The organism is Paenibacillus brasilensis, assembly GCF_009363115.1.
GTDB classification, from domain to species: domain Bacteria; phylum Bacillota; class Bacilli; order Paenibacillales; family Paenibacillaceae; genus Paenibacillus; species Paenibacillus brasilensis.
The window spans coordinates 1,634,381-1,651,373 of the sequence record NZ_CP045298.1 but is presented as its reverse complement, the minus strand read 5'-3'; the positions used below and the strand labels follow the sequence as shown (position 1 = coordinate 1,651,373).

17 protein-coding genes are annotated in these 16,993 nt (G+C 45.0%); 13 read left to right on the top strand and 4 right to left on the bottom strand.

Going from position 1 to position 16,993, the window contains the following annotated elements; translation table 11 throughout:
• Nucleotides 1–27 precede the first annotated feature (27 nt).
• On the bottom strand, nt 28–816 hold the full coding sequence (locus tag GCU48_RS07835; protein ID WP_152379601.1) for an alpha/beta hydrolase: 789 nt from the start codon (nt 814–816) through the stop codon (nt 28–30).
• Nucleotides 817–1,080: 264 nt separating this feature from the next.
• Between GCU48_RS07835 and GCU48_RS07830 the strand changes: the two genes are divergently transcribed.
• Complete coding sequence (locus tag GCU48_RS07830) at nt 1,081–2,154, top strand: S-layer homology domain-containing protein (protein WP_152379600.1); 1,074 nt, start codon at nt 1,081–1,083, stop codon at nt 2,152–2,154.
• Between the two features lie 76 nt (nt 2,155–2,230).
• On the opposite strand, the gene GCU48_RS07825 is transcribed toward GCU48_RS07830, so the two are convergent.
• Complete coding sequence (locus tag GCU48_RS07825; RefSeq protein ID WP_152379599.1) at nt 2,231–3,649, bottom strand: VanW family protein; 1,419 nt, start codon at nt 3,647–3,649, stop codon at nt 2,231–2,233.
• Nucleotides 3,650–3,874: 225 nt separating this feature from the next.
• Here GCU48_RS07825 and ftsE point away from each other — a divergent pair, with 225 nt between their 5' ends.
• The 12 genes from ftsE to GCU48_RS07770 all read left to right on the top strand — a co-directional run bounded on the left by ftsE (nt 3,875) and on the right by GCU48_RS07770 (nt 15,238).
• Nucleotides 3,875–4,561: a cell division ATP-binding protein FtsE gene (gene ftsE, locus GCU48_RS07820; protein WP_007432660.1), complete on the top strand. Its 687-nt coding sequence runs from the start codon at nt 3,875–3,877 to the stop codon at nt 4,559–4,561.
• Entirely contained in the window at nt 4,551–5,468 is a 918-nt protein-coding gene (gene ftsX / locus GCU48_RS07815) for a permease-like cell division protein FtsX (protein WP_152379598.1), read from the top strand. The genes ftsE and ftsX overlap by 11 nt, the downstream gene beginning before the upstream one ends.
• 100 nt (nt 5,469–5,568) lie before the next feature.
• Nucleotides 5,569–6,852: a murein hydrolase activator EnvC family protein gene (locus GCU48_RS07810; RefSeq protein ID WP_025720440.1), complete on the top strand. Its 1,284-nt coding sequence runs from the start codon at nt 5,569–5,571 to the stop codon at nt 6,850–6,852.
• A gap of 207 nt (nt 6,853–7,059) precedes the next feature.
• Nucleotides 7,060–8,526 carry a S41 family peptidase gene (locus GCU48_RS07805; protein ID WP_152379597.1) on the top strand — a complete coding sequence of 489 codons (1,467 nt, stop codon included), beginning with the start codon at nt 7,060–7,062 and terminating at the stop codon, nt 8,524–8,526.
• 164 nt (nt 8,527–8,690) lie between these two features.
• The gene (locus GCU48_RS07800) at nt 8,691–10,007 is read left to right on the top strand and encodes a PDZ domain-containing protein (RefSeq protein WP_152379596.1); all 1,317 of its coding nucleotides are present in this window, start codon (nt 8,691–8,693) and stop codon (nt 10,005–10,007) included.
• Nucleotides 10,008–10,186: 179 nt separating this feature from the next.
• A complete protein-coding gene (locus GCU48_RS07795; protein WP_152379595.1) occupies nt 10,187–10,744 on the top strand; it encodes a class I SAM-dependent methyltransferase in 558 nt (185 codons plus the stop codon).
• A 174-nt stretch (nt 10,745–10,918) separates the two neighbouring features.
• On the top strand, nt 10,919–11,455 hold the full coding sequence (locus tag GCU48_RS07790; RefSeq protein ID WP_025720447.1) for an RNA polymerase sigma factor: 537 nt from the start codon (nt 10,919–10,921) through the stop codon (nt 11,453–11,455).
• On the top strand, nt 11,442–12,647 hold the full coding sequence (locus GCU48_RS07785) for a DUF4179 domain-containing protein (RefSeq protein ID WP_152379594.1): 1,206 nt from the start codon (nt 11,442–11,444) through the stop codon (nt 12,645–12,647). Before GCU48_RS07790 ends, GCU48_RS07785 begins: the two co-directional genes overlap by 14 nt.
• 203 nt (nt 12,648–12,850) lie before the next feature.
• The gene (locus GCU48_RS07780) at nt 12,851–13,234 is read left to right on the top strand and encodes a hypothetical protein (protein WP_025720450.1); all 384 of its coding nucleotides are present in this window, start codon (nt 12,851–12,853) and stop codon (nt 13,232–13,234) included.
• A gap of 45 nt (nt 13,235–13,279) precedes the next feature.
• On the top strand, nt 13,280–13,990 hold the full coding sequence (locus tag GCU48_RS27710) for a helix-turn-helix domain-containing protein (protein ID WP_244316118.1): 711 nt from the start codon (nt 13,280–13,282) through the stop codon (nt 13,988–13,990).
• 14 nt (nt 13,991–14,004) lie between these two features.
• A complete protein-coding gene (locus GCU48_RS27705) occupies nt 14,005–14,211 on the top strand; it encodes a hypothetical protein (RefSeq protein ID WP_244316117.1) in 207 nt (68 codons plus the stop codon).
• 658 nt (nt 14,212–14,869) lie between these two features.
• Entirely contained in the window at nt 14,870–15,238 is a 369-nt protein-coding gene (locus tag GCU48_RS07770; RefSeq protein WP_244316115.1) for a BLB8/JUQZ-1 family protein, read from the top strand.
• A 56-nt stretch (nt 15,239–15,294) separates the two neighbouring features.
• Here GCU48_RS07770 and GCU48_RS07765 read toward each other — a convergent pair whose 3' ends face one another.
• Nucleotides 15,295–16,440 carry a DUF4179 domain-containing protein gene (locus tag GCU48_RS07765; protein ID WP_152379593.1) on the bottom strand — a complete coding sequence of 382 codons (1,146 nt, stop codon included), beginning with the start codon at nt 16,438–16,440 and terminating at the stop codon, nt 15,295–15,297.
• Complete coding sequence (locus GCU48_RS07760; RefSeq protein WP_152379592.1) at nt 16,412–16,987, bottom strand: RNA polymerase sigma factor; 576 nt, start codon at nt 16,985–16,987, stop codon at nt 16,412–16,414. Before GCU48_RS07760 ends, GCU48_RS07765 begins: the two co-directional genes overlap by 29 nt.
• Nucleotides 16,988–16,993 lie beyond the last annotated feature (6 nt).

The window sequence follows — 16,993 nt, the reverse complement described above, 5'->3', positions numbered from 1 at the left end:
AAGGCTGTGGGGATTTTTTTGGCCTGGTTAGTGCTCTTGGATCGGTAGCCATGCCAATACATCCTGGATTTTGGCGTCCCAGTATCCCCATTCATGAGTCCCTGGACCCTCTTCGTAGGTTAGTGGGATTCCGGCACGATTGCAGGCTTCACGAAAGGTCTGATTTCCCTCATACAGAAAATCCTCTGTCCCGCAGCATTGGTAAAGTTGGGGGAGGGGGGTTCCCAAGTTGGTATGGCGTTGCAGCAGCTCTAGCAAGTCGTGATCCGTTCCGCGTATTTCATCTTGACCAAAAATATGTCTCCACTCCGCTGGACTCATCGGTTGTACCACAGGATCAATGCGTGCTGCGTGTAAATCCATGACCCCCGAGAGGCTGGCAGCGGCTGCAAAGCGCTCTGGATGCCGTAGTGCCAGTTTGAAGGCTCCATACCCGCCCATGGAAAGCCCTGCTACAAAATTGCCTTCACGTTTGGCGGACAGGGGGAAAAATGAACGTGCCAAAGTCGGCAATTCTTCACTGATAAAAGTCCAATAAGCCGCCCCTTGCTCCATATCCGTATAAAAACTCCGATGTACCTGAGGCATCACAACAGCTATACCCAGTGAAGCGACATAACGCTCAATGGAGGTTCGACGCAACCAGGTCGAATCGTCGTCCGACAGACCATGCAGTAAATACAGTGTCGGGTGTGGTCCGGTTCCTTGCTTGCCCTCCAGTCCTATCTGGGAACGGGTTGCCTGAGGGAGAATAACATTCATGGATGTGCTCAGGCCAAGTACTTCCGAATAAAACTGACATTGAATAAGTGCCATAAGTGAACCTCTTTTCCTAGGAGTGGTGACCTCATCATTGCGTTTAGCCTACGATCTATTGTGTATTCAGTATAGCGTAGCCTGTCCCAATATACATATCCAACCAATTAGCTGGGTATTAAGTCTTGAGTCTTATTTATCCTACATAAGGTAGGGGTATGGTTATATGGGACGATTTTTTTAATTTGGAGGTTATTTGGGTTTGTTTTCTGGTAAAGTGTTTAAAAAAGAATGATGAAGCCAATCAAAGGAGGAATTAATAATATGGGGAAAAAGTTTAAAAACACAGTTGCGGGTGTATTGAGTACTGGTCTTATTCTAAGCGCATTCAGTGTTGCGGCAGCAGCTCCTCAAACTACAAGTGGCCATTGGGCGGGAGATCAGTTACAACGCTGGGCAGCTACAGGACAATTGGGTGGTGTAACGAAACCGGATGCAGCGATCACTCGCGCAGAATTTATTGTTCTTTTGAACCGCAGCCTGGGCACGTTCACGCAGGAGATTCCAGCTGTAACGGATGTAACATATGGAGGCAGTGTGAAGGTAAACGGTAATGGAAGCAGAACATTCACAGATGTGCCAGCATCGCACTGGGCATACAATGAGCTGACAAGTGCCGTGAATGCAGGTTACATAAGCGGCTATGCAGGTAACAAGCTCAAACCGAATGGAAAAGTAACACGCCAGGAAGCTGCGGCTATCGTGGCCAAAGCTATTGGACTGACTGCGGGGAACGCAGCAGATGTCACCAAGTTCATCGACTCCGGCAAAATAGGATCTTGGGCAAAGAAAAGTGTAGCGGCAGCTGCAGAGCAAAAAATCATTAACGGCTATCCTGATGGCAAATTCCAGCCATTGAAGCCGCTGACTCGTGCAGAAGCGATTGCCATTCTGGATGCGGCATCCGGTTACAACCTGAGCTCCGTTGATAATCTGACAACGACTCCTGGTGGAACTGTAACAGAATCAACATACAGCAACGTTACGGATTCCACATATGGTAACACGTCTGCTACTTCTGGCAGTGAAGCTGAAGAAAGCAGCACCAGCACAGACAGCACAACCACTGACACGGTTACAAGCACAGATACACTGAAAGTCAATGATGTGTATGACGGGGAAAGTACAATTACAGGGACAGCCAAAGCTGGTTCCACAGTAACTGCCTATTCCAACGATCTGTCCATCGGTAGTGCGGTAGCCAAGGATGATGGTACATTTAGCATCAACGTGCATACTCAAAAAGCAACGGTTAGACTGGTGATCAAAGCTAAAAATGCAGACGGCAATGAAAGTGCGCCTGTAGAAATTTCTGTTTTGAGTAAACGCAACCAATAATGAATAATCCATAATTAAAATCCCCCTTTAACTCTGTCTGGACCCTTTCAGGCAGAGTTAAAGGGGGATCTTTTGTTTATTCGCCTATGCCGTCCTCAATGATACGCTTTTGCGGTTCGCGTGCTTGCGGCTCAGACGATGTACTTCCGTCAGGAACAGCAACAACGCGCTGCTGTGCACGGTAGGTATCGCGGCTAATCCGCGTGCGTTCCACAGTTTTGCCATCCACCTTTTTGATTCGGTATGTTTCTACTACATATCCCTCCCTGCCCTGCCGAAGTACTTGATAGAAGCCGGGGGAAAATGAGTCATTCCGGATTCTCTTTTCCGGTATAGGTAAAACACGAACCGTGCGGGATTCCAGCTCATAAGACACACTGGACGGGAAGGTACCAAAAAATTTTACGGTAAGCATTCGGTTTTGGACAGCGGCACGAAGGAGCAAATGCTTGCCTGTATTATTTTTAAAGCGAAAATTAATAGACCCGTTAGCAAAGGTAGCATCCTGTCCCTTGGGCAGGTAGCTGACCGGCAAGGAGTGGCTGCGGCGCTCAATAATGTCCAAGCCGACACGCAGCGCCGCATTATAGACGGTGCTGGATACTTGGCAAATTCCGCCACCAATACCGGACTCCAACTGTCCGTTCACGATCACCGGGGCTTCACGAAAGCCGTGAGTGCGCTCAGCCTTGGCTATGATTTGCCCGTAGTCAAAAATATCGCCTGGCTTGAGGATCAATCCGTCAATAGTGCTGGCGGCCGAGTTGACGTTATACACACGTCCTTCCGAGCTGCTGCCTAGACTGGTGGAAAACTGGACGATTTTACGCTCAATACCTTCGTTCCGCAGGCTATCTACCGTAATAGCCGGTTCCAGTTGGCGGAACGGCAGTTCCACTCGCACTGGCTCCCCGGATGCGCCTAGATCCTTGGGTAGGGCCTTATCCAGTGCTACGTTTAATTTGGACCAATCCAGGCGGCGGGCTGAACGCTCCGGGATATAGCGAACCTGATCGTCCACGCTGATTTGGCGCACGGCATTTACCGGCATACCGTAGCGTTTTTGCTCCCAATCGTTCCCCAATTGGGCTTTTAAGGCCGTCTCCTGCCGGGAAGGCGTGACAAGCCATTCCTTTTCAAAGGTAAAGCGTGTTTGCACACGAGTCCACAGATGCTCGGAGCCGAGCGCCTTCACAGCATTGCGGAATGCCGTTGCTTTATAAGTAATCCCCGCTTCTCCAAGGGTAAGTTTTATATCTTGCGCACTGCTGTCATTGTCCGTCAGGATCAGAGAGCGTTGCTTCAAGTCATCCAGTTTCTCGTCCAGCAGGCGAAGAGCAGCTGTTGTATCCATAGTTCCTATGTCGACTCCTCCGACCCTTACTCCCTCCGGCAGCGTTTGTCTGTCAGCGTACAGATGAAGCCCTCCCCACAGCATGGCCAGCGCCAAAATTCCACACCATAACCAAATGACAGATAAATGAATTTTTTTCATAATGCAGCTGTCTCCTGTCTCGTAAGCTTGGTAACGTATTCGTGTGCCATAATATTCATGTATATGTGCCAAATGCAGAAAACTTTCGGTACTATTTAGGTAACAAATTTGTTACAATGATAAACGGTATGATGAAATACAGAAGTGTATAAAGGAAATGCATGGAATATGTCGAATGGTTATTAGGTTATTAGGTAACATGATTAAGCAGCGGGAAGTGATCGAGTGATTGAAATGCAGGATGTGTGGAAGACCTATACTAACGGGACCCACGCACTTCAGGGAGTATCGGTCAGAATTGACCGTAATGAATTCGTATACGTAGTCGGTCCGTCCGGGGCGGGTAAATCGACTTTTATGAAGCTTATTTATAGAGAAGAAGTACCGACCAAGGGGCAAATTTCAGTTAATGGATTTAATATCGGGAAGCTCAAACAGCGTAAAATCCCTTATGTTCGTCGTAACATCGGAGTCATTTTTCAGGATTTCCGTCTTTTGCCGCGTTTGACGGCGTATGAGAACGTAGCGTTTGCCATGGAAGTTATCGAGGCTCCTAAAAAGCTGATCCGCAAACGGGTGCCAGAGGTACTCGAATTGGTGGGCTTGAAAGAGAAAATGAATCGTGAGCCTGCCCAGCTTTCCGGTGGGGAGCAACAGCGTGTAGCGATTGCACGGGCTATCGTGAACAATCCCTCGGTGATCATTGCCGATGAGCCGACAGGTAATCTGGACCCTGAAACATCGTGGGAGATTATGCAGCTGCTGGACGAAATTAATTTCCGGGGGACAACCATTGTAATGGCGACACACAATAAGGACATCGTGAACTCCATGCGCAAACGCGTTATTGCCATCGAAAATGGCAACATCGTAAGAGATCAGGTAAGAGGGGAGTACGGATATGACTTTTAATACCTTCTTGCGCCATATGCGGGAAGGTTTTAAAAACATATTCCGCAATGGCTGGATGTCTGTGGCATCCATCACCTCAATTATTGTGTCACTGCTTATACTGGGCGTGTTTATCATGCTGGTACTCAACGTCAACTCCTTGGCTGATCAAGCCGATAGTAAGGTGGAGGTTAACGTATTTCTGGAGCTGAATGTGGATCAAAGCATGCGTGAAACGCTGCAAAAGGAAATCGCGGCCATGCCGGAAATCAGCAAAACCAGCTTTGTGACTAAGGCTCAAGGATTGGAAGAGCTGCGCAAGGATCTGGGAGACAGCGGCAAAGATCTGCTAGACGGTTTTGACAAGGATAGCAATCCGCTGCCGGACAAAATTGTGGTAGAGGTTATTGAACCAACGACGGTTCCATTTGTGGCCGAAAAGATAGAGAAGCTGAATACGTTGCATCCAGAAAAGCCGATCTTAAAGGTTCGTTATGGAAAAGGAACCGTAGAGACGCTCTTTACGATCACCAAGCTGATCCGTAATGTTGGCTTTATATTCGTAGCTGGGTTGGCAATTATGTCCATGTTCCTGATCTCGAATACGATTCGTGTGACGATATTGGCACGACGCAGAGAGATTGGCATTATGAAGCTGGTCGGTGCGACCAACTTTTTTATACGATGGCCGTTTTTTATCGAAGGAGCGCTTATTGGACTCATTGGTTCCCTTATTACCGTAGGTATTTTATTTACAGGCTATCAGCGTCTGCTCACAGCCGTTCAGGGAGACATCGCACTGAATATGCTGAAGCTGATGCCGCTTGAAGGCATTTGGATTCAGCTGAGTGCTTTGCTGGTTATTTTGGGGATGCTGGTCGGCATTGTTGGCAGTACCCTGTCCATGCGCAAGTTCTTAAAGGTATAAAGAATCATTTGGTGGACGTCGTAATCAATATCAATTAGAACGGGGAAGCCCGCTGTTATGTTGCGATAAAGATTTTGCGGTAAAGGATGGGGATTGCAAGTTGAAGAAAACAGGATCTGTGTTGGCCGCTACCCTGGTAGCCGCATTGCTGATTCAGCCTTCTGACGGATACGCCAAAAGCGTGAGTGAAATCAATTCGCAGCTGAGACAATTGGAAAAGCAGGCCAAATCTGCCAAGCAACAGCAAGAAAAGGCTGCTCAAGATAAACAGTATGCCCAGCATTATAAAAATAAAACCGTGCAAAACCTGAAAATGGTACTTGAACAGATTAACAGTGTCAGTGATCAGCTGACTCGTGTAGCGGTTCAGATTGATCAAACGGAAGATAATCTGCGTGCGACTAAAAAAGATTTAGCCGAAGCAATTGACCGTATCAATTCACGGGAAAAAATGCTGGAAACCCGCGTGCGTCTGATGTATACAGATGGAACCGTGTCCTATATGGACGTGCTTATGTCTTCGACCAGCTTTAGCGACTTTCTCAGCCGGGTAGATTCCTTGAAAACGATCGTGGAGCAGGATCAAATCCTGTTGGACGAGCATAAAAAGGACAAGGCTCTGGTCGTAAGCAAGAAGAAGCAGCTTGACACCGAATATAAAAATGCCAAGAAGCTGTATGCCCTCAAGCAGAACGCCAAAGCAGAACTGAATTCGAAGGAGAAAGAGAAGCAAAGACTGATCGCCAATTATGATCATGATATTGCTGAGTCAGATGAAATCAGTGGAGAGCAAAATGATATGCTGGTAGCCCTCGCTAACAAGCGTGTGGGTCTGTTGCAGGAGAAAAACAAGCTCAGAGCGGAGCAGGCTGCTAAAGCAGCACGCGCTAGGGCGGCTGCACGTGCTGCTGAAGCCAAGCGGTATGCTTCTTCATCCTCAGGCGGCGGCTCGAATTCCAGCCATGCGGCAGCCAGTACGTATACGGGCGGATCGGGCACGTTGGCTTTGCCTGTATCTCATTATCGACTCTCGTCTACTTTTGGCATGCGGGTACATCCGATTACCGGCAAGCTTAAAGGTCACACAGGCATTGATATGGCGGCTCCGCAGGGAACCGATATTCATGCAGCAGAAGACGGTGTTGTCATTGTTGCGGAATGGTGGAGTGGCTATGGAAACACAGTTGTGATTGACCACGGAGACGGACTATGGACCCTGTACGGACATATTCGCAATGGCGGTACGGTAGTTCATACAGGGCAGACGGTGAAACGCGGTCAAAAAATTGCGGAAATTGGTTCGACCGGCAACTCAACAGGTCCTCACTGTCATTTCGAGGTGCGCGAAAATAATAAACCTGTAAATCCGATGAACTATCTATAGTTGAAGAGGCAAGCCCTATTTGTAGCCCATACGGTTGTAGATAGGGCTTTGCTTTCATAGCTTGATGCCTGATGAAGAACATGTGCATTGAGACACGGAGTAGGATACAATTAACATATTCCGTACAAGCTAGACGTATACTGCGTGAATGGATATGCGTTGTGAAGGAATAGGATACAAGATAAAGAGAAGGCGGTGGACGATTAGATGTTGAAAAAAAGTACAGCAGTACTCCTGATGGTGATTGGGCTGCTTGGCGGTAGTCTGCTCACTTTTGCTTATACCGGAACGACCACAGTGGGGAATAGCGCTCTGGGCGAAGGACTGCTGGCAAGTGTGACAGGAAGTAGTTCCGCCTCCAGAAGTGATATCCGCAAAATCGAGACAGCGATGGACCTGATTCAGGGACAATATTATCAGGATGTGGATCGTACCAAGCTGGTGGATGGTGCCATCAATGGTATGATGGAGTCGCTAGGCGACCCGTATTCCTCTTATATGGGCAAGGAAACTGCGCAGCAGTTCGAGCAGTCTATTGAAGGCTCTTTTACCGGGATCGGAGCCGAGGTAGCGGCGGAAAACGGGAAAGTAGTCGTAGTAACGCCAATTAAGGGCTCTCCGGCTGAAAAGGCGGGGCTTCGCTCTAAGGATATTATTCTGTCTGTTAACGGTGAATCACTGGATGGATTAGATCTGAACAAGGCCGTTTCCAAAATTCGTGGACCCAAAGGCAGTCAGGCTAAGGTCAAAATTCAGCGCAGCGGCTCTCCTGATCCGCTCGAATATACGATTACCCGTGATAACATTGATATGGAAACCGTCACAGCTCATATGGAAAGCGGCGGTGTAGGTGTTATTACGATCACCCAATTCTCCTTGAATACAGCAGAACGTTTCAAGGCAGAGCTGGCGAAGCTGGAAAAACAAGGGCTTAAAGGGCTCGTCATCGACGTGCGTAATAATCCCGGTGGTGTGCTTTCTGTCGTTATTGATATTGCACAGCAATTTGTTCCTTCTGGCAAAACGATAGTCCAAGTGGAAGACAAGAACCAGAAGCGTGAAGAAGAGAAATCCAAAGGTTCAAGCAAAAATTATCCGGTGACTTTGCTGATGAATAAAGGCAGCGCCAGCGCGTCCGAAATCCTGGCAGGTGCTCTCCAGCAATCCGCTGGTGCAGTGTTGATCGGGGAAAATTCCTTTGGTAAAGGAACTGTACAAACCAGCTATGACAAGCAAATGGGTGACGGCAGCCTGCTTAAAATCACGATTGCCAAATGGCTGACGCCAAATGGAACGTGGATTCATAAAAAAGGGATTAAGCCGGATATCGCAGTGGAGCAGCCTGAATACTTCACAGCGGCACCACTGAACAAAGAAAAGTCCTTGAAATACAATATGAATAGCAGCGATGTAAAAAATGCGCAAATCATATTGCAAGGCTTGGGTTACAATCCGGGGCGCGAAGACGGCTATTTTGACAAAGCGACAGAAAGCTCTGTGATTGCTTTTCAAAAACAGGCGAAGCTGACGGCTAGCGGTATCATTGACGCGAAGACAGCTGCGGCAATGGAAGCGAAGCTGATCGAAAAAATTCGTGATCCGAAAAACGATAATCAACTCAAGCAGGGGATTGAAGAGATTCGGAAGGAAATGAAGACGAGCGCAACGAAATAATAGTAAGGCTACAACAAGGGGGCTGGAAACAGCCTCCTTTTATATTGGGATTTATTTGCAGTCTGCCGGTTTGTCTTCCCTACGTTGGCAATTTCATATAGAATAAATGGATATGAAATGTACGTGATCCGCTATACAGCGGGCCAGGGGCATAAGGAGTGTGAATGAACTTGGAATGGGCATTACAATGGGGATGGAGCGTTCTGAATGCTTGCTTGTACCTGCTTTTGCAGCCGTTTTACTATATCTCAATACTCATTGTCGGGCTTGGCTATCGTCGGCAAATGCTACTGGAGCGCAAACTCTTTCATACCAAAGTGCACAGCTGGGCAGGAGAAACCTGGCGCGTCGTATGGAGTGGTTTGATTGCTGGAATAGTGCTTTCCGCTCTGGGAATGTTCGTCAGCGTGCATCTGAACACAGCTTCCATCGTGTGTCTGTGGGTGACCACATTGCTGCTCATGCTGGTACGTGTCCGTTACCTGTGCCTGGCCTATTCGGTAGGTCTGCTAGGTGTGGCTCAATTTGCTTTGAACGTCGCGGATGGCTGGCAGCCTCAGGGGGCGCTCGGAACATCGGTAGCAGCCATCCGCGGATTGGATATACCGGCATTGCTGGTGCTGGTCGCTGCGCTGCACGTGGCTGAGGCGCTGCTAGTTCGCTGGCAAGGAGGAAAGGCAGCCACTCCGCTATTTGTGGAGGGCAAACGTGGAAGACTGGTTGGAGGCTACCGTATGGAAGATCTCTGGCCGATTCCATTGCTGTTGCTGGTTCCCGTTCAGGGAGGCTTCACGCTTCCATGGACACCTTTATTCGGCGGCGATGCCGGAGCGGGATATATGCTGGCAGCCTTGCCAGTCCTGATGGGCTTCAGCAGCGTGACGCTGGGCCACCTACCACGTCAAAAGGCGGTGCTCACGTCGAACCGCCTGCTCCTGTACAGCGTGGCTTTGCTTCTGCTGAGCCTGCTGGCGGCCTGGTGGAGTCCGCTGATGCTGCCTGCAGCGTTATTCTCCTTCCTCGCCCACGAAGCGCTGATCTGGTATGGCAATATGGAGGAAAGTCGTCTCAGTCCGATGTTTGTTCATCCGGAGCAGGGAATGCGCGTTCTTGCTGTGCTGCCGGACAGCCCGGCGACGGCCATGGGCATTTTGCCGGGCGAAGCCATTTACCGTGTGAACGGCGTGATTGTGAATAGCCGCGCCGAGCTGCACCAGGCCTTACGGATTAATTCTGCCTTTTGCAAGCTGGAGGTACGCAACCTTCAGGGTGAAATCAAGTTTGTGCAGCGTGGCATGTACGATGGCGATCATCACCAGCTAGGGGTCGTGCTTGCACCAGATGAGGACGCGAGCTGGGCTGTGTCCATACAGCCGGCCTCAATCTACCGGATTATTGCCATGCACATAGGTGCGCGGCGACGTAAAGCTGGACAGGCATCGAAGGCAGATGGGGCAAGTTTGGACACCGTGAAAAAATAGATGTATCATAAGAGGGCAGTCTTTATTTGATTAGAATCGAATAAGACTCTGCGCTCTTTTTTATATTCAGGTAGTCGCCTGCTTGAAATCACTATTCTGATCAATATACAATGAATATGTAATACGATATGTTGATGAGTCGTATGCCTATCAAGTGTGTGAAGCAGGGAGAGGAAAAGATGAATGCAATTCACTTTATTCGAGAGTATATTAGGCATCCACGCAGCGTAGGCGCTGTCATACCCAGTTCAAGACAGTTGGCCAAGCAAATAACCACACCGATTTCCTTTGACGAAGCATCGTGTATTATTGAATATGGCGCAGGTACCGGTGTGTTTACGCAAGAGTTGATCTCAAACAAGCGTCCGGAAACACTACTTCTAGTGATCGAAACCAATGAATCGTTTTACAAAACACTACAAAGCAAATATGGACACTTGGAACGGGTGCACGTTATTCACGGATCGGCTGAGCATGTAGCGCAGTATATGCGCCAGTATGAAGTTCCTAAGGTGGATTATGTCGTGTCAGGACTTCCTTTTACCAGCCTGCCAGCCGCCTTATCCAGCCTTATTTTGGGACAAACAGCCGAGGTTTTGGGTCAGGAGGGCAAATTCATTACGTTCCAGTACAGCAAGGTCAAGCACAACTTTTTTCGCACCTTTTTTTCTGACATCCAGATTAAAAAGGTACACTACAACGTCCCGCCCGCTTATGTATTCACTTGCAGCCTGTGATCTGTCAACTATGTAGAGGATAGAATAAAAACGAATATAGGATTTTTGGGAAGACCCGGTTAGCGTCATTAAGATGTTGAGCAGGTCTTTTTTGTTGTGTAATTTGGAAGTAAATTGTAACGGATCGCCCTGCCAGTTGATCTAATAGATAGGCAACTTGAAAGGAGGTCTCCTTTGGATATCGAGAATGAAGTCAAGAAGGCACAACATGGAGATAGACGGGCTTTTGTGAACATCATTAGAGAAGTTGAAAACGATTTATACGGAATGGCGTACTCTATCCTGAGAAATGAACAAGATAGTGCAGATGCGCTACAAGAAGCCATACTCAAGGCATATAAGTCTTTGGGTACACTGCGGGACGAGAGTCTCTTTAAAACCTGGATGTATCGGATCATCATTAATGAATCCAAAAAAATTGCTAAAAAGCGTTCCCGCTCCGTTGCTGTATCTGAGTTTTCATACCAAGTAGGTATTTCTGGCGAGTATGAAAATATTGAACTGCATGAAGCAGTGGATCAATTGGAAGAGCCGATGCGGCTTGTTATCATTTTAAGATATTTTTATGATCTGAATATTAAGGAGATTTCGAAAACGCTGGGCATTTCAGAGAGTCTGGTCAAAACACGGTTGTATCGCGCACGGAAATCTCTGCTTCGCATGCTATCAAACTCGGGAGAAAGGGGAACACCGATCCATGGGAGATATTGAACTTGATAATGAGTGGGTAACAGCTAAAGCAAAAGTTCGCAATGAGCATGTCATTACACCATATGTGCGGCAACGGCTGGAGGCTGTATATAGCCAGATTGAGACAGGTTTTATCTATCAAAATATGGGCCAAGCAGACTCAACCTCACGCCATCGTAGATTTATAGGAACTTTGCTCACAACAACTATGGTGTTGAGCAGTGGAATCGTAGCCTCGGCATTCGTTTCTCCTAACATGGCGAAAATGTTGTGGCAAGTACCCATGGTCAACAATGTTTTGCAGTTAGCAGCTAATCAAGGGTTCTCAACAGCAGGTGGTAATGCATTTATGCGAGCAGGTGACCCAGGGCTTCAGGAGGTCGAGAAAGCAGGTCTGGTGACAAAGACAACGGCCAGCAGCACTCATAACGGAACCCGACTCCGTATATCCCAGGTTGCTTATGACGGTGTTCGTCTGGCTCTAACACTGGAAAGTAACGGGGAGGCCTTGGGCACAGCGCTGCAAGACCGAATTGAGGATATCACATTATGGTACAATGGCAAACCTTTTCAATTTGATAGTCCTTCGCTGATTACTAATTCTGGAGGCACACCTGGTTCTGTCATCATTCATTATAGTGATTTAGAGAAAATGTACTCTTCAGGAAAGGAGCTTCCTGACCAATTTAAACTAAAGGCAGACATACAAATCCAAGGAATAAAAGAATCTTTTAAGTTTGAATTACCTGTGCAAAAAATTCCCTCAAAGAACAGGGTGCTCACTCCCCGGGTTGAAAAATCAAATGATTTTACCCGTTTGGTTGTGGAAAAAATAGAGATGACACCCATGTCGACCATGATTGTAACCAAGACGCATTACATAAGCCCGGGGCCGACAACGCTTGGGCGTGAGACATACGGGTATGGGCTCGCTATGAATAAAGTGGACTACGCTATCTTGGATGATGAGGGACATGAACAGCAATGGATTACTGGAGGATCAGGACATCCTGGTACTAAAATAAGGCCTGGAGTTTACAAGATATTCGTAGCTCCCTTTAAAAAGACACCGAAATTTATTACCATTAAACCCTATTTCAATGTAACTGGACCAGAAGGCAAACCTGTATATGATGAAAGTGGGAATTGGAAAAGAACATACCTGCCTGAACTGGAAATGAAAATCCCTATCGGAGAAAATAAGCCCAAATAAGGTCAGATATTGAGAAAATAAGTGAACTCTTCGGATGAAATAGATCTGGAGAGTTTTCTTGTGAAAATGAGGGGATATGTTAAACAGCAAAATTCATTTAAGGAATCATATTTTAAAATGGGGCTTAACCTATATATTACATATGCTGGAACCTGTTAGTTTTTGTGTGATTCATAATAGTTTTTGTTAAAGGGGATTTAGGTATGGTAAAACCGCTGATGTTCATGCGTTGGTGTGAGTATTACGGGTTAAGTGACCGTGAGACAGATTTTATATCTTTTTTTATGATGAATTTCTCGGCTGCCCGATCAGGCAATCATCCGAAACTTAGAGAACAATTTGTTGAGATTCAGAGGAAAACCTTCCCTGAGTACCCGTTTGACATTACCCCAGAGGAACTGGATTACTCCAAATTTGAAGGACTGATGAAGCAGGTGCTGAACATTCATTTTGACACAGCCGAGCTGCTATATTCCTTTTACCTCCAAAAGCTATGTGCCCCTTTGGCAGAATACATTTTATCCACTGGAGAATCAGAACCTGCACGTATCTATTATGAGCTGATTCAGAAGGACAAGGTGCGATAGACCCTACTCAAATCATGACCTGTTATTCATTAAGGGGGTGTTGTTATGGAACATACACCTACGATCCGCTCGAAGATAGAGACAGAATTGAAGCAAAGGGGCTATAGCTTTAGCAGCTTCAGTAAAATATCCGGTATTAACCGAGGTACATTCAGTACCATGTTGAACAGCAACCCGCCCAAGCCGATCTCCGTTCGGCAGATGGACCTGATAACCAAGGCATTGGGATATCCTGAAGGCTGGCTGTATGAGTTGTACATAGATGAATGCTTTTATGAGGGAAAAGGGCACTGGAAACGGATCAAGCCTTTTTTATTGCGTTGTGGGGAGTTGGGTAGGAAAGACTATATTCAAAAAGTACTGTCGAGATTAACAGAGGACTTGTCTTATTTACCAGTTATATATGCGCTTGCAGAAGAGCTAGATGCTAACGGAAAAGGGGGAGATGCTATCCCCTTTTATGAATGTGTAATCGAAAACGAAAAATATCGTTATTCGGAACGGTTGGCTATAAGCCAATATAAAAGGTTTAAGGCTTGTACAATGTCTGACTTGGAAAAGAGCCTTGAGTTAGTATTGAAATTTATACCTTATCGTAATTTACTTCCTGAGCATTATCAGTTGGAGGGAATTCATAAGATCATAAATATATATTTTTACTTACACAAATGGGATGAGGTAGAGAAGTACGGTCATGAATTAAAGAACCTAGCTTATGTAATCTATATGAATCAGCAAAAAAGAAGGAGAAAATAAGAGCAGCTACATGGTTGCATGCAGAACGGCACTTGGTATTTTACTATGGTTATGGGTTTCTTTCGGTCTCTACGGCATTGCAAAAGAAAGGTTACATTAAAGAGGCAAGGGCAGAGCTTGAGGGCTACGCAGATTTAAGCTGGTTTAAAGGGCTTGATTCAGAAGGTGAAGCAGATGTGGAGCAATCCCGTGTGTGGGCTAAACCAATTCTTATACTTTAGATTTACTCTTAGGCAAGAGAGATATCCTTCCGGCGTATATAACTTTTCTCGAAAATCACCCTAAAGAAATAGGTTCCGGTCTTATAACTATACTAGAAACTGCTAATAGGTATAATTTTGACGTAGACTCTATTGTTGATAAATATTCTGAGCAAATAAAGAGATTAAAGGAATCTGAGGATATTAAACAAATGACCTATTATTATTGTTACATGTATCAGCTTGCCGTTTACCATTACAGACGTGGGAGAATACTAGCAGGGCAAAAGGATACTCTCAATTATCTTTCATTATCCCAGCAGAGGAATTGGTTTAAGCCACCCATTTCAATTGAGGTTCTTCAAGAGCATATGCAGCAGTCAGATTAGGCCAATCTTCGAGGTCGGCCTTTTTTATTGATTATTTTGTAAAAAAAGAAACGATATGTTTATTTTTATCCTTTTTGTAACACATCAAGAATTATAATGTAATTAACTGGAAGAAAGGGGATGAAGAAATGAAAAGGTTGATACCCTAATGATGTCTATAATTGCTTGGAAGTTCAATGTTTGATTAGTAAAGTACTAATAGCTTGAGAATAACAGAAACGTAGTCACAGACATAAAGCAAGGCATTTAGTAGCTCAGGAACTTTTAAAGAAAACTATTAAAGAGGAGAAATGACAAATGAAAAAAGCCATCTTAGCATTATCAATTTCTGCGCTAGCGTTATCTTTGGGGGAGTAGCTTCCGCTTCACCAGTAAGTTCAACGGCATCAGTTGTGACCCCAGCGACAGTTACAGTAACTTTTGAACCTGCCAACGGAGAAAAAGCACCCATTACAAAGCAGGATAGTCCCACACTTCGTTTAGGCATAGGTAGCACATATGAAATGGAAGGTTCTAACTGGATGATTTTGTACGGAAGTGATGTTGTCGAACTTCATGATTATAAAGCTAAGATGATTGGCTACGGTACAGCTCAGGTTGAAGCTTTTAAATCTAATGGAGACAAACTTGGAGTTTATACTTTTAAGGTTAGAAGATAGTATTTGTATGCAGTGAAGGAGGTGAAGTACGCTTGACTTCCTTCACTTATTTATTTTTATGGATTAATTGGGTAAGTAATTTCTAAATCAGGGAAATACTCTTTTTTTGGATTTCCATCTTTCCCTAGTTCGAATTTGCTCTTATCATCCTTTTTTAAGATATCTTTATAAACCTTTATAGTAATTTCTTTGGGGAGAGAGATGAAAGGTTCAAATCGTGAATCATTTATCAGAACGTTGCCATCAGTAGCACTCCAACCATTGTTGCTAATTAAATTTAGTTGCTTTCCTTTATCATCGTAAATTTCATAACTCAACCACAAAGCAAGTGACGAAGAAATTTTTGAATTAGCAGGTAGCTTTATGCGAGTTGTGATGCTAGTTGTAATCGGTGTGAGCTCAACTTTTTCTAGAGTATAGTCAATGTTTTTATACTCTCGCTTAAGGGATGGTGTAAAAACTAAGTTATTCTTAGTATTCTTTTCCACAGGAATTTCTATTTTAAATGGCTGCTTAATGCCGGAGACAGACATGGAAATTGTTAAATCAAACTTATCTGGAAAAGATTTTCCTCCTTGATTACGTAAATCTGAAAATTGTATAATGGTTGAATTCGAATTTTTTCCAGGTATCGTATATGAGTCAATGGAGTTGCTGGTGTTTTTAGGTGCATAAGAAGAATTAATTTCTTCGCCATTAATGGAAAATATTAAATCATCAAGTAACAAGGGTAATTCGGTGTTTAAAAATCTTTTGTCAGTGGTTTGTCGTTCTAAGGCAATTGATACACGTGTTCCATCAAACATGACTTCCGGTACGCTGAGAGTCAGGCCATCGTGAGTGTCACTAAGATTTGGTTTTGATAACAGCCCTTTTTCGTCCGCTGTTTGTAAACCAAGATCACCAGCTAGCTGGAATATAGAATTCATACCTGGAATTTGTCTAATAGATGCAGCCATAGTTGGTGAAATAAAGCCAGTACCAACCACAAGCATAAACGTCATTGCAAGCGTAGCAGAAGTCACAACAATTGTATTACGTGTCCTTTTTGGTCGAATGTTAGATCGCTTATAGCGTCTTGTGCCCACTTTCTCAAAGCGTTCCATAGTTCTATCAATTAAATCTACTTGTAATGGAGTATTCCGAATAAGCTTTTGTAAGTGCTCGATTTCTTTATCTTCCGGGTTTAAATGAGTGCTCAATTTGTTTTCCTCCCTTTTCATTGTAGTTAATTAGCCTTTTACGGAGTCGCTCATATCTTTTTCGGATCGTGGATGATTTCAGTCCCATTATTGTAGCAATCTCTTCGTAGTTGTAGTCCTCAAGTGAACGTAATAATAAAATTTGACGATCTTTTAATGTTAGCTGGTCCAGTAACTCGTGAATTAAATTTGTATATTCGTGTATTGGCTGTTGCTTTAGGTTCAATTTGTACTGAATGAAGGATTTGAATTTTCTAGCGTTTCTTTTTAATAAGTCATTACAGTAATTTTGAGCGATTTTGTAAAGCCAAGCTGAAAAAGAGACTGTAGGTACGAACTGATGGATGTGCTCAAGCCCTTTGATGAATATTTCTTGAGCGGCATCTTCTGCTTCTTCCTGATTTTTAAGTAAATAGTAGCAATATAAAAAGATCTGTTGTTGATAACGTCGTATGATATGTGTGTATGCTTGTTTGTCGCCCGCTTGGACCTGTTCTATGACAAGATTGATATCTGTGTCTTGATTATTTGCATGTAGTATTTCCATTAACAT